Source organism: Salinicoccus sp. Bachu38 (assembly GCF_038561955.2).
GTDB classification, from domain to species: domain Bacteria; phylum Bacillota; class Bacilli; order Staphylococcales; family Salinicoccaceae; genus Salinicoccus; species Salinicoccus bachuensis.
The window spans coordinates 1,828,438-1,840,046 of the sequence record NZ_CP138333.2 but is presented as its reverse complement, the minus strand read 5'-3'; the positions used below and the strand labels follow the sequence as shown (position 1 = coordinate 1,840,046).

13 protein-coding genes are annotated in these 11,609 nt (G+C 52.7%); 9 read left to right on the top strand and 4 right to left on the bottom strand.

Going from position 1 to position 11,609, the window contains the following annotated elements:
• Window positions 1–49 precede the first annotated feature (49 nt).
• The 6 genes from RQP18_RS09460 to RQP18_RS09435 all read left to right on the top strand — a co-directional run bounded on the left by RQP18_RS09460 (window position 50) and on the right by RQP18_RS09435 (window position 5,582).
• On the top strand, window positions 50–1,795 hold the full coding sequence (locus tag RQP18_RS09460) for an ABC transporter ATP-binding protein (RefSeq protein WP_342387445.1): 1,746 nt from the start codon (window positions 50–52) through the stop codon (window positions 1,793–1,795).
• A gap of 18 nt (window positions 1,796–1,813) precedes the next feature.
• Window positions 1,814–2,377, top strand: a complete 564-nt coding sequence (locus RQP18_RS09455) for a VanZ family protein (RefSeq protein WP_342387444.1) — start codon at window positions 1,814–1,816, stop codon at window positions 2,375–2,377.
• 12 nt (window positions 2,378–2,389) lie between these two features.
• Window positions 2,390–2,791, top strand: coding sequence for a hypothetical protein (locus RQP18_RS09450; protein WP_342387443.1), 402 nt, complete (start codon window positions 2,390–2,392; stop codon window positions 2,789–2,791).
• 111 nt (window positions 2,792–2,902) lie between these two features.
• Entirely contained in the window at window positions 2,903–3,820 is a 918-nt protein-coding gene (locus RQP18_RS09445; RefSeq protein WP_342387442.1) for an ABC transporter substrate-binding protein, read from the top strand.
• 14 nt (window positions 3,821–3,834) lie between these two features.
• Window positions 3,835–4,710: a peptidoglycan DD-metalloendopeptidase family protein gene (locus tag RQP18_RS09440; protein ID WP_342387441.1), complete on the top strand. Its 876-nt coding sequence runs from the start codon at window positions 3,835–3,837 to the stop codon at window positions 4,708–4,710.
• A complete protein-coding gene (locus RQP18_RS09435) occupies window positions 4,707–5,582 on the top strand; it encodes a DNA-3-methyladenine glycosylase family protein (RefSeq protein ID WP_342387440.1) in 876 nt (291 codons plus the stop codon). The genes RQP18_RS09440 and RQP18_RS09435 overlap by 4 nt, the downstream gene beginning before the upstream one ends.
• Window positions 5,583–5,647: 65 nt before the next feature.
• Here RQP18_RS09435 and RQP18_RS09430 read toward each other — a convergent pair whose 3' ends face one another.
• A complete protein-coding gene (locus RQP18_RS09430; protein WP_342387439.1) occupies window positions 5,648–5,827 on the bottom strand; it encodes a hypothetical protein in 180 nt (59 codons plus the stop codon).
• 97 nt (window positions 5,828–5,924) lie between these two features.
• Here RQP18_RS09430 and RQP18_RS09425 point away from each other — a divergent pair, with 97 nt between their 5' ends.
• Window positions 5,925–6,224 (top strand): thiamine-binding protein, encoded by a 300-nt coding sequence (locus tag RQP18_RS09425; protein WP_342387438.1) that lies wholly within the window; start codon window positions 5,925–5,927, stop codon window positions 6,222–6,224.
• 42 nt (window positions 6,225–6,266) lie between these two features.
• On the opposite strand, the gene RQP18_RS09420 is transcribed toward RQP18_RS09425, so the two are convergent.
• Both RQP18_RS09420 and exaC read right to left on the bottom strand, forming a co-directional pair.
• On the bottom strand, window positions 6,267–6,602 hold the full coding sequence (locus tag RQP18_RS09420) for a DUF779 domain-containing protein (RefSeq protein ID WP_342387437.1): 336 nt from the start codon (window positions 6,600–6,602) through the stop codon (window positions 6,267–6,269).
• Window positions 6,603–8,123 carry an acetaldehyde dehydrogenase ExaC gene (gene exaC / locus RQP18_RS09415; RefSeq protein WP_342387436.1) on the bottom strand — a complete coding sequence of 507 codons (1,521 nt, stop codon included), beginning with the start codon at window positions 8,121–8,123 and terminating at the stop codon, window positions 6,603–6,605.
• A gap of 104 nt (window positions 8,124–8,227) precedes the next feature.
• Between exaC and RQP18_RS09410 the strand changes: the two genes are divergently transcribed.
• Both RQP18_RS09410 and RQP18_RS09405 read left to right on the top strand, forming a co-directional pair.
• Window positions 8,228–8,572, top strand: a complete 345-nt coding sequence (locus tag RQP18_RS09410) for a hypothetical protein (RefSeq protein ID WP_373446024.1) — start codon at window positions 8,228–8,230, stop codon at window positions 8,570–8,572.
• Window positions 8,573–8,680: 108 nt separating this feature from the next.
• A complete protein-coding gene (locus RQP18_RS09405) occupies window positions 8,681–10,297 on the top strand; it encodes a BCCT family transporter (protein ID WP_342387434.1) in 1,617 nt (538 codons plus the stop codon).
• A 145-nt stretch (window positions 10,298–10,442) separates the two neighbouring features.
• On the opposite strand, the gene nagA is transcribed toward RQP18_RS09405, so the two are convergent.
• On the bottom strand, window positions 10,443–11,579 hold the full coding sequence (gene nagA, locus RQP18_RS09400; RefSeq protein WP_342387433.1) for an N-acetylglucosamine-6-phosphate deacetylase: 1,137 nt from the start codon (window positions 11,577–11,579) through the stop codon (window positions 10,443–10,445).
• Window positions 11,580–11,609: the final 30 nt, after the last annotated feature.

The window sequence follows — 11,609 nt, the reverse complement described above, 5'->3', positions numbered from 1 at the left end:
CATTATCGTGCGATATTATATACTGTAAAGAAAATGGGAGTGCGATTGGATGGATAAAGGCAATATGGACGGAAAAGCTTCGTTCAATGATTTCATGGGTCTCCTGAAGCGGACCGAACTGAATCGCGGGCTGTTCGCAACAGGCATCATACTGACCCTGGTGGGGACCGTCGGTTCGCTGATCGTGCCCCTTTTGACACAGAGTTTCATAGATGGCTACAGCACCGAGATGTTCTCGGCCGGACTCATTGCGCTGATCATAATGGTATTCGTACTCAGCGCCGCCCTGGATGGCGTGGCCTACTATATTCTGGCGAAGATCGGGCAGACGATCATACTGAAGCTGAGGGAGAACGTGTGGGACAAGTTCCTGCGCCTGCCGATCGGATACTTCGACCAGACGAAAAGCGGCGAGTCGGTCAGCCGGGTGGTCAATGACACGGCCATCATAAAGGACCTGATCACCCGCCACTTTCCACAGCTCATCAGCGGCATCATCTCCGTCATCGGTGCAGTGGTGATATTGTTCATCCTCGACTGGCGCATGTCGCTGATCATGTTCATCGCGGTGCCGGTCTCAATCGTCATCATACTCCCGCTTGGCAGGCGGATGAGCCGGATTTCAAGGGCACTGCAGGATGAGACCGCTGCATTTACTGGCGTTATCCAGGAGACGCTCAGTGAAATGCGTCTCGTGAAGTCCTTCAATGGGGAGGCATTCGAACGGCGAAAGGGCAGGCAGGGGATACGTACCCTCTACGGATACGGCATGAAGGAGGCGGCGATCAACGCCTTCCTGTCACCGATCATGAGCACCGTCATGATGTTTGTCATCATACTGATCATCGCGTACGGTGGACTCCGGGTTTCGGAAGGGACGCTCACGATCGGCACGATGGTGGCCTTTTTGCTGTACCTGTTCCAGATCATCATGCCGATTACGATGTTCGCCATGTTCTTTACGGAATACAACAAGGCGCTCGGTGCCACGGAACGCCTCATCATGATCCTCGGCAAAGAGGAGGAGCAGGGCGGGGACGCGGCCTTCGATCAGCCGATCGACTTCAATACGCTTGAGTTCGAAGATGTGTCGTTCGGCTATGATCCTGAGAACAGAATCCTGCATCATGTCGGTTTCACGGCACGGAACAATGAAAAAGTGGCATTCGTCGGGCCGAGCGGCAGCGGAAAATCGACCATATTCGCACTGATCGAGCGGTACTATGATATTGATGCCGGCCGGATCATGGTGGATGGCATCGACATCAGGGAGATTCCGCTCACCCTGCTGCGGCGGCATATCGGCTACGTGGCCCAGGAGAGTGCCATCATCTCCGGAACGATCCGTGACAACATCACCTATGGCCTGGCGCCCGATGAATATACGGAAGCGGATGTCGAACTGGCAGTCAGGCGCTCCTACTCGCATGAGTTCATCGGGGCCTTAGAAGCAGGGCTCGATACGGAAGTCGGGGAGCGCGGCATCAAGCTGTCCGGCGGCCAGCGCCAGCGCATCGGCATTGCACGTGCCTTCCTGAAGAATCCGAAGCTGCTCATGCTCGATGAAGCGACGGCAAGCCTCGATTCAAGATCCGAGCGGTTCGTACAGGAGGCGCTGGATGACCTGATGCGCGGCCGGACGGTGCTCGTCATCGCCCACAGGCTGTCGACCGTCGTCAACTCGGACCGCATCTTCTTTCTGGACAACGGCCACATCACCGGTGAAGGGACGCATCAGGAACTGCTTGCGGACCACGCGATGTACCGGATATTTACGGAACAACAATTTGGATAAAGTGAAGAGGAATATATAATGCGTCAATTATACGAAGCGTTTCAGCCGGTCATCCCGGTGTTCATACTGCTCTTTGTACTGGTCATTGCGATGACCCTCATCATCCACAGGAAGTCCGGCTACAGGCTCGACAGCATGAGGAAGCGGATGGATTTCGTCCTCTATCTGGGACTGATGATGACCATCATCGGAATTCTGCTGCTCACGCTGCTGCCGAGTTCGAATCCTGAAAAGGTGACCCAGTTCATCCCGTTCTACAGCATCATCGATACATTCGAATATGCGACGGACTATGCAATCATCAATTCCATAGGGATGAACATCCTCCTTTTCGTCCCGCTCGGCATTTTCCTGTATATTTTCACGAAGAGTGAGTTTCTGACCGCGGTGGTTGCCTGCCTGTTCTCCATTTTCATAGAATTTCTTCAGTATGTGCTGCCGATCGGCAGAATTTCCAATGTGGATGATGTCATTCTGAACACGATGGGCGGCATCATCGGCATGATCCTCGGTCTGATATTCTCAAAATTGGGAATTGTTTATTATTTATTTGAAGCGGGTAAGGGAAATAATAAGGATTAGGGGGGATGGAACATGCATAGGAAGCTGAAGAGTCTGGAAGATGTGGAACTTTATAAGGATGAAGTCATCGGGCCTGAACTGGTCGGTACCATTGAATACGAGAAGGACGGGGAACATTCCTTCTATGGTGCAATCATTCCAACCACACACAGGTTGTTCGTCAATATAAGAAAAGCGGATGAGGTGGAACACCATCCGGTGGAATACAGGGAAATTACAGGGATAAGTACTGAAAATCTGCTGATGGTGGGCAATATCATCCATATATGGATCGGCAACGAAATCGTCATCAGCATGAAAAGCGTCTCGGATGGGAAATTGGACAAGTTCCTGAATTTCCTCTATAAACACAGAGCCCGCCGGCTGCGGCTGGATTCCGATGCGTCGATCGATCATGACCAGCAGGTCGTCTAATGTGAAAGCGAAGAATCAGGTGCATGCCTGATTTTTTTGTGTCCTGATTCATTTTCTTTGGAAAATCCCTTCGTGTATAATGGGGAGGAATCAGAGGAAGAGGATGAATCGATGAAAACAAGACTTGTATTGATGGTGATGCTCCTTGGTATCCTTTCGGCATGCAGCAGCTTCAGGGAGACCGGTGTTTCCGAGGATGGTGCAGTGAGGCAGATCATGACGGAGCATACTGAGGAGATTGAAATACCGGCCGAACCCGAGCGCGTGGTGCTGTTCCGGGCGATTGATGCCGGCAACGCCAGCCTGCTCGCCGGCAATGTGGCCGGTGTGACCGATGTCGTCAGAGATACACGCCTGGCTGATGAAGTTCTGGATGAGGATGTAGTGTATCTCGAGCACGGGGACCTCGAGGCGCTGAAGGCACTGGATCCGGATCTGATCATCACATTTACGCCGGATGAATACCTGTTCGAATATCAGGACATTGCACCGACTGTGCAGATCAACTACAGCACATCCGCATTCAGCCCCTTCAGGGACAGACTGTACCTGGCCCACCTGTATAACCTCGGGGTCATACTGAACAGGCAGGAGGAAGCGGAGGCTCTGGGGGATGAATGGCTGGAGGAGACGACCCGACTGCAGCGTGAAGTGGGCAGTTTGACGATGGACAAAAAGGCAATGGTGCTGGTGGAAGGCCCGGATTCCCATTACATATATGGCAGGCACTCGTCATTCGGCACGGAAGCGGTATACGATGTCCTTGGCTTCCAGATGGACGATCCGCTCGAAGAAGTGCTGGAAGGTGGCCCGGTCGAGGTCTCGATAGGGGACCTTGCCGACTACGAAGCCGAATATGTATTCATCAACACCAGGGAGACGGACAGTGGAGTGGACAGTAAGGTTGCTGAAACGATGGGCATTGACGAAGAAAATGTCATCATGCAGGATTATGACGATTACCGCCTGAACGATCTGATTTCGATCGAAATGCAGGCGGAGGATATTATAGAGCGCATCAAACCGTAAGGGGGAGAATCATTATGGCACAGGAAAGAGTGTTTCCCGAGGAATTCGGCTATCATTTTTCCAGCGGAAATTTTGAACGGATATACAGGCAGACGGTGCAGGATTTCCAGCTTCAGATGGGTGTGGATGCATTCCGGGAGGCGGCTGAGGATTTCAGCCGCGACTCCGGCAGCTTCGATCTGAAGCATTCGAACCAGCTTGAACCGGGCATCAGAAGATACCAGTGGGTGAACGAGGGGGGCAACAGGATGGTCACCGTCGCCTACAACAGCGAAGGGGAAATCATCGGCATCCAGTTTGATGTATACGAACGGTTCACTTCGGACCGGGAAGTGACGATCAACACGTATCGCCTGCCCTTTGAAGGGGAATGGTTTGTGCTTTGGGGCGGGAACGATGCATTCCTGAACTACCACTATCCATACGAGCATCAGCGGTATGCATATGATTTCATACGGAAGGTGGATGGTGCCGCATATAAAGGAGACGAGGAGATGCTCGAATCCTACCATGCATTCGGCGCCAGTGTCGTTGCACCAAGGAGCGGGGAAGTCGTGAAGGTCACAAATGATATCGAGGACAACCTGCCGCACTATCCGAACATGTCAGCACCTGAAGGCAACCACATCATCATATCCCACGGCTACAATGAGTATTCGCTGCTTGCACACCTGAGGAAGAATTCCATCACCGTCAGGGAAGGGGATGCGGTCGAGGCAGGCCAACGCATTGCACAATGCGGCAACAGCGGGGCGTCCGACACGCCGCACCTCCATTTTCATGTGATGGACGGCAGAGATCCCTATACGTCGAAATCCATACGCATCCAGTTCGCGCCATCCCGCGAGCCGAGGCAGGGTGATACGGTATGGGGGAGAAGCGGCCAATGATGATCAGAGCAAATGGCCCGTTCAATTATGGACTGGCCTATGACTTCATGGCACAGCAGGATGACTGCCTGTATCGGGCGCAGTCGGGCGCAATCAGGAAAGCGGCAGTGTTCGATGGATCACGCGTGCTGTTCGAAGTTTCGGAAGGACCGGAGTCGGATTCGGTCGAAGTGGCCATCCTCATGAATGAAGGGGTGCCGGAATCAGCTGTGGAGGACTACGTCACTGAATGGTTAGATCTCGAATATGATCTTGAGGCATTCTATCGCTTCGCCCATCACGACAGCCGTCTCCGACATGTCGTGGAAACGCTCCATGGCTACCGGATGACTTGTACTGTAGACATGATGGAGGCGCTGCTCTGGTCGGTGCTCGGCCAGCAGATCAACATGCGGTTTGCCTTCACGCTGAAAAGAAGGCTCGTTGAACATTTCGACCACCATATCGAGTTTGAAGGGGAACAGTACTGGCTGATGCCTGAACCCGCGGAAATCCTGGCACTGGATACGGAATCGATGCGCAACATGCAGATATCCTACAGGAAAGCAGAATATATCCATCGCTGTGCCGAAGGTATCGAAGCGGAAACACTGTCGAAGACGCACCTGGAACGGATGGATGACTACGAGACCGCGTTGGCACATCTCACAAGCGTCAAGGGCATCGGGCCATGGAGCGCCAATTCGGTACTGATGCGCACCTTGAAGTTCAGGAACGCTGTGCCGATCGGGGACGCGGGCCTGAGGAACGCAATCAGGATGACGGATGATCTCGAGGAAAAGCCGGACCGGGCATACATCCAGGCTGTGACGGATCAGTGGAATGGATACGGTGCGTATGCCACACTCTACATGTGGCGTGTACTCGGTTAGCCATGGTTGCACAATAAAGCCCACCATATATAATTATGGTGGGCTTTATTGTTGGTGGAGTGGTGTCACCCCCCGCCTTCCCTGCGGAGGACAAGAACGAGGGAGACCATGCCGATGATGACCAGGCCGACGATCATCAGACCGTGCATGGATGGGTCGATGATGCCGTCAAGAAAGACATATATTGCGAATAATGCAATGACTGTCAGCGTAAAGTTCAGCCATTTGATTGTATTTCGGTTCATCCAACTGCTCCTTTTGTCTAAGTACCGAGTTTCTTTAAAAGCACTTTTTATAATGGTATCATAATAGTGAACTAAATTTAAAAGAGGAGGCTTATTGATGAACTATATTATGAGTGTACAGCTACTTCCTCACCATCCGGAGGCGAATGACCTCTATAGTCATGTGGGCGGTGCGATTGAACTCATCGAAGAGAGCGGTCTGACGCATTTCGTAGGACCAATGGAAACGACGGTCGAAGGCAGCATCGATGAACTGATGAACCTGATCAAGAAACTGAACAGCCACCTGGCAAGTGAAGGGTGCGACAAGGTCGTTACAAACATCAAACTGATCCAGTCCGAAGATGAAATCAAGATCAAGGACATCCTTTCCGACTACTATGAATTCGATGAATAGTAGGCATTGAAAAAGGTCTGTACAAATGTACAGACCTTTTCTTCATTTTATGGGTTCACTCCGGATATGGAAACGGACGCCGCGCGGCCCTTCCACGCTGAACATGCCACCGATGCCCTCGACGACATCCAGGGTAAGGCGCGTATGCTTCCAGTATTCATACTGGCGATGGTGCATGTAGAAGGGGACGCCTTCGACTTCCCCGAGCTTCACATCCGCATCGCCGATGATCATGGTGCCTTCCCTCAGGCACATCGGGCTGGAACCATCGCAGCATCCACCGGACTGGTGAAAGATGAGATTCTCGTGCTCTTCCTTCAGATCCCGTATGAGGGACCTGGCCGCTTCTGTCGCGTCAACGGCCTTCAATTTTTCCATTTAGAAGAATCCTTTTGGTGACTCGCCGTAGCTGACGAGCAGGTTTTTCGTCTGCTGATAATGACTGAGCATCATAAGATGGTTTTCACGGCCGATACCGCTCATCTTATAACCGCCGAATGCAGCGTGGGCAGGGTAGTCATGATACGTGTTCACCCACACGCGGCCTGCCTGGATGGCACGTCCGAATCTGTATGCCTTGTTCTGGGAGCGGGTCCATACACCCGCGCCGAGACCATACAGCGTATCGTTGGCAATGGCGATCGCCTCGTCATCATCCTTGTATGTTGCGACAGCAAGCACAGGTCCGAAAATCTCTTCCTGGAATATACGCATCTTATTATCACCCTTGAAGATGGTCGGCTCGAAATAGTAGCCGCCTTCAATCTCTCCATCCACTTCTTTGATGTTTCCGCCTGTCAGCACTTCGGCGCCTTCTTTTCTGCCGATGTCAAGGTAGGAGCTGATCTTTTCCTTCTGTTCCTTGGACGTCTGGGCACCCATCATCGTATTTTCATCGAATGGGTTGCCGACCTTGATCTTCTCCACCCTTTCGACGACACGTTTCATGAATTCATCGAAAATGTCCTCATGGATCAGGGCACGTGAAGGGCATGTACATACTTCGCCCTGGTTGAGTGCGAACATGACGAGCCCTTCGATCGCCTTGTCGAGGTAGTCATCATCTGCATCCATGACATCCTTGGCGAAGATGTTCGGTGATTTGCCACCAAGCTCAAGTGTGACCGGAATGATATTCTGGCTGGCGTTCTGCATGATGATTCGTCCCGTCGTCGTTTCCCCGGTGAAGGCGAGCTTGTTGATCTTATCGTGTGTCGCCAGGGCCTGACCGGCTTCGGAACCGAATCCGTTGACCACGTTGACGACGCCTTTTGGAAGGATGTCGCTGATGAGTTCCATCAGATGCAGTATCGTCGTCGGTGTCTGCTCTGCCGGTTTGAGTACGACGGAGTTTCCTGCAGCAAGTGCAGGTGCAAGTTTCCATGTCGCCATCAGAAGTGGGAAGTTCCATGGGATGATCTGCCCGACGACACCGAGTGGCTCATGGAAATGGTAGGCAACCGTATCATTGTCAAGCTGTGATATGCCGCCTTCCTGGGCCCGGATTGCGCCGGCGAAATATCTGTAGTGGTCGACGACGAGCGGCAGGTCGGCGTTCAATGTCTCCCTGACTGCTTTGCCGTTCTCGAACGTTTCAAGTACTGCAAGCTCCTCGAGGTTCTGTTCAATGCGGTCAGCGATCCTGAGCAGGATGTTGCTCCTCTCGGTCGGTGAAGTCTTTCCCCATTCCTCTTGGGCCTTGTGTGCAGCCTCGACTGCCTTGTCGATATCCTCCTTTGTGGAGCGCGGTACTTTCGACACAGTCTTGCCGATGACCGGAGACTCGTTGTCGAAGTACTTTCCATTTACCGGCGGCACCCATTCCCCGCCGATGAAGTTCTCATATTGATCCTTGATCTTATACTGTGCATTTTCTTTGTTTGGAAACTCATATACCATTATGCATACCCCCTGTTTAATGTAACTTCATTTTATTCCAATTCCGAGATATTTGCAAGCGCTTACATTTACAGGATTTGTCTACTGGGATACTTTCATTTATAATGGGTCTACAGTTTATGAGCGGAGTGGTGGAAATGGGTGAGTGTCCGTATTGCAGTCATGAGTGGACGTATCAAGAGAAGCTGCTGGGATATGCGCTGAAACCGCGCACACGGATCAGGTGTCCCAGGTGCAGGGAATATCTGGAGCCGTCGACACTGACGATCCTGTATGATTATGTTGCGATCATCGGCCTGGCCCTGATGGTGTTTCTGCTGATCCCGATCATGGGATGGCCGGTACCGGTATCCATCGCATTGAGCGTCCTGCTGCTGGGCGTCTATATGGCAGTCTTCCTGCCGCTGACGATCCGCTTCAAGAGATACCGCTATAATATGAAAGAGTAGAGATGGGCCCCGAGCCCATCTTTTTTTATCAACTTGATTCTATCCATCAGTGTGTTAATATAAGACAGTCTTTTGAATTTATAGTATAAAATTACACGAGGTGAAAATGTGAAGAAATTTCGATTGATGGACTGGCCGACATTCATTGCGTCACTGCTGATCCTGTTGTCAGTAGTCGTCCCGCTCATTGCATTTCCCGAGGCGAGCCGCAACACCATCCTGCAGATGAATGACTGGGTGACGACGGGGCTCGGGGCAGTGTATCTGGCTGTCGGCCTTGCGGTATTCTTCTTTGTCCTCTATATCGCATTCGGCAAATATGGACAAGTGACGCTTGGAAAGGAATCCGATGATCCGGAATTCGGCACTTTCAGCTGGGCAGCCATGCTGTTCTGTGCAGGCATCGGTTCCAGCATCCTGTATTGGGGTGTCATCGAGTGGGTCTACTATTATCAGGCGCCGCCATTCCACCTGGATCCTGCAAGCGAAGAGGCGATCAATTATGCATCTACATACGGCATCTTCCACTGGGGACCGATCGCATGGGCGATATATGTGCTGCCGGCGCTGCCGATCGCATACTCCCTCTATGTCAAAAAGCGGCCGATCCTGAAGATCAGCCTGGCATGTGAACCGCTGCTCGGAAAATATACGACGAGGTGGCCCGGGAAACTGATCGACGTGCTGTTCATTTTCGGTCTGCTCGGCGGCGCCGGTACGACACTCGGCCTGGCGACGCCGATGATTGCAGCGGGCATGGAATCCCTGTTCGGCATCGATGGCGAAGGGGTGGCGCTTCGGCTTGGCATCCTGATTGCAGCCACTGTAATCTTTGCTGTCAGTTCCTATTCGGGACTGAGACGCGGCATCAAGGTGCTCAGCGACATCAACCTGTGGCTGACCTTCATTCTGCTCGGGTTCGTCTTCATCGTCGGACCGACGGTGTTCATCATGGAGACGACGGTTTCAAGTGTCGGCCTCATGATCCAGGACTTCTTCAGGATGGCCACATGGCTCGAGCCGTTCGGCGGCTATGGCGATGTGCCGGAAACATCCTTCCCGCAGAGCTGGACGGTGTTCTACTGGGCATGGTGGCTCGTCTATGCACCATTCGTCGGACTTTTCATTGCGCGGATTTCAAAAGGCCGCAGGCTGAAGGAAGTCGTGCTCGGCACACTGCTCTACGGGACGCTCGGCTGCGCACTATTCTTTGGCATCCTGGGGAACTACGGACTGTGGCTTGAGCTCTCCGGTACATTTTCCGTCACGGAAGTGCTCAATAATGAAAGTGGTGAAGCAGCGATCATGGCGGTCATCGGCCAGCTGCCATTCGGCAAGCTGACGACGGCGCTATTCGTGATTACTGCACTCATCTATCTGGCAACGACATTCGACTCCGGTTCCTACATCCTTTCAGCGACGACACAGTCCGAAGTCGATGGGGAACCGTACAGATGGAACCGCCTGTTCTGGGCATTCGCACTGTCTGTGCTGCCATTCTCGCTCATGCTCATCAGCGGAGAGGATTCACTCGGTCTGCTGCAGACGGCATCGATCGTTGCCGGCGCACCGCTGATCATCATATTTATCATGTTGATGGTGTCGTTCATACGGACGCTCAGTGATGATCGGGTCAAGCTCGAAGAAAGGCGCAGGGCACACAAGGAAAAAGAAAGAAGAACCCTTTCCATCACACACGCAAAACGCGATAAGTGGTGGGAATAGGGAAAAGCTCCGGAATTTGATATTCCGGAGCTTTTTGTGTGTGAAGTGTGGGGTGGAGGTGTGTTAACTCGTCATCGGAATGGCTGCGACTGCAAATTGATACACATCTCCCACGTCTTTTCGCTCCCATCATCAGAAAGCTGGCTCAGACATAGATCTCTCCACCAATGATGGTATGCTTCAGGTCGGCCTCTTCATCATAGATGACAAGATCGGCATCGGCCCCTTTCCTGATGACGCCCTTTGAATCCGTCAGGCCGAGTTCGACTGCCGGATTGTAGGCACTCATCCTGACGATGTCCTGCCATCCACACCCTGTGAACGCACGCATATTCCTGACCGCCTGCTTCATGGTGAGCACGCTGCCGGCGAGTGTGCCGTCGGACAGCCTGGCTTCGTCACCGGCTACATGGACGGCCTGGCCGCCGAGGTCGTATTCGCCATCCGGCAGTCCCTGGGCCCGCATTGCATCGGTGATCATGACGAGGCGGTCGGATGTGATGACGTCGAATGCAAGCTTCACCATCTCCGGCTTGGAGTGGATGCCATCCGATATCAGTTCGACATAGGCGTCCGACATGTAGGAGAAGCCGACGACGCCAGGTTCACGGTGATGGAGTCCCCGCATGCCGTTGTAGAGGTGTGTCACATGTGTGAGACCATTGTCCTGCGCCTTTTTCAGCGTTTCATATGTGGCATCGGTATGACCCGCGGAAGGGATGATGTCGAGTGCCTTCAATGCATCGAGGAATTCTCCGGCATCTTCTTCGGGTGCATAGGTGATCAGCCGGACCTGATTTCCGGAAATGTCCTGGAGGTGATGAATGGATTCGCTGTCAGGGGCGAGTATATGCTGGGGGTCCTGGGCACCGGGATGTTTCATCGAAATGAAAGGGCCTTCCTGATGGATGCCGAGCATCCTGGCACCGGAAACATATTTGTAGTCTGCAAGATTCATGAGGGCTCGTTCGATATCCTCGATCGGTGCGGTCATGGTGGTGGCGAGGAAAGATGTCGAGCCGGTCCGTGGCAGGTGTTCGGAGATTTTTTCGATATATTCCATGTCCGCGTCCATGGCATCCACACCGTTCGCTCCGTGGATGTGCATCTCTATGGCACCGGGCAGGACATTCATCCCTTTGGCATCGATGAAGTCCCCGGCATCTGGACAGCTGTCCATCGGCCCGAAATCTTTTATTTTACCGTCAGTGCTCAGCAGCCAGTGGTCCTCCAATATCTCTTCATGTGTTACCAGGCGTGCATTTTTAATCAGGAGCTGCATGATCCTTTCATCCTTTCCATAATCATTTGT

What these genes read in the sequence shown, in the direction of transcription:
- RQP18_RS09460 (WP_342387445.1), top strand. Translation starts at nt 50, where the DNA reads ATGGATAAAGGCAATATGGACGGAAAAGCTTCGTTCAATGATTTCATG.
- RQP18_RS09455 (WP_342387444.1), top strand. Translation starts at nt 1,814, where the DNA reads ATGCGTCAATTATACGAAGCGTTTCAGCCGGTCATCCCGGTGTTCATA.
- RQP18_RS09450 (WP_342387443.1), top strand. Translation starts at nt 2,390, where the DNA reads ATGCATAGGAAGCTGAAGAGTCTGGAAGATGTGGAACTTTATAAGGAT.
- RQP18_RS09445 (WP_342387442.1), top strand. Translation starts at nt 2,903, where the DNA reads ATGAAAACAAGACTTGTATTGATGGTGATGCTCCTTGGTATCCTTTCG.
- RQP18_RS09440 (WP_342387441.1), top strand. Translation starts at nt 3,835, where the DNA reads ATGGCACAGGAAAGAGTGTTTCCCGAGGAATTCGGCTATCATTTTTCC.
- RQP18_RS09435 (WP_342387440.1), top strand. Translation starts at nt 4,707, where the DNA reads ATGATGATCAGAGCAAATGGCCCGTTCAATTATGGACTGGCCTATGAC.
- RQP18_RS09430 (WP_342387439.1), bottom strand. Translation starts at nt 5,827, where the DNA reads ATGAACCGAAATACAATCAAATGGCTGAACTTTACGCTGACAGTCATT.
- RQP18_RS09425 (WP_342387438.1), top strand. Translation starts at nt 5,925, where the DNA reads ATGAACTATATTATGAGTGTACAGCTACTTCCTCACCATCCGGAGGCG.
- RQP18_RS09420 (WP_342387437.1), bottom strand. Translation starts at nt 6,602, where the DNA reads ATGGAAAAATTGAAGGCCGTTGACGCGACAGAAGCGGCCAGGTCCCTC.
- exaC (WP_342387436.1), bottom strand. Translation starts at nt 8,123, where the DNA reads ATGGTATATGAGTTTCCAAACAAAGAAAATGCACAGTATAAGATCAAG.
- RQP18_RS09410 (WP_373446024.1), top strand. Translation starts at nt 8,228, where the DNA reads ATGGGTCTACAGTTTATGAGCGGAGTGGTGGAAATGGGTGAGTGTCCG.
- nagA (WP_342387433.1), bottom strand. Translation starts at nt 11,579, where the DNA reads ATGCAGCTCCTGATTAAAAATGCACGCCTGGTAACACATGAAGAGATA.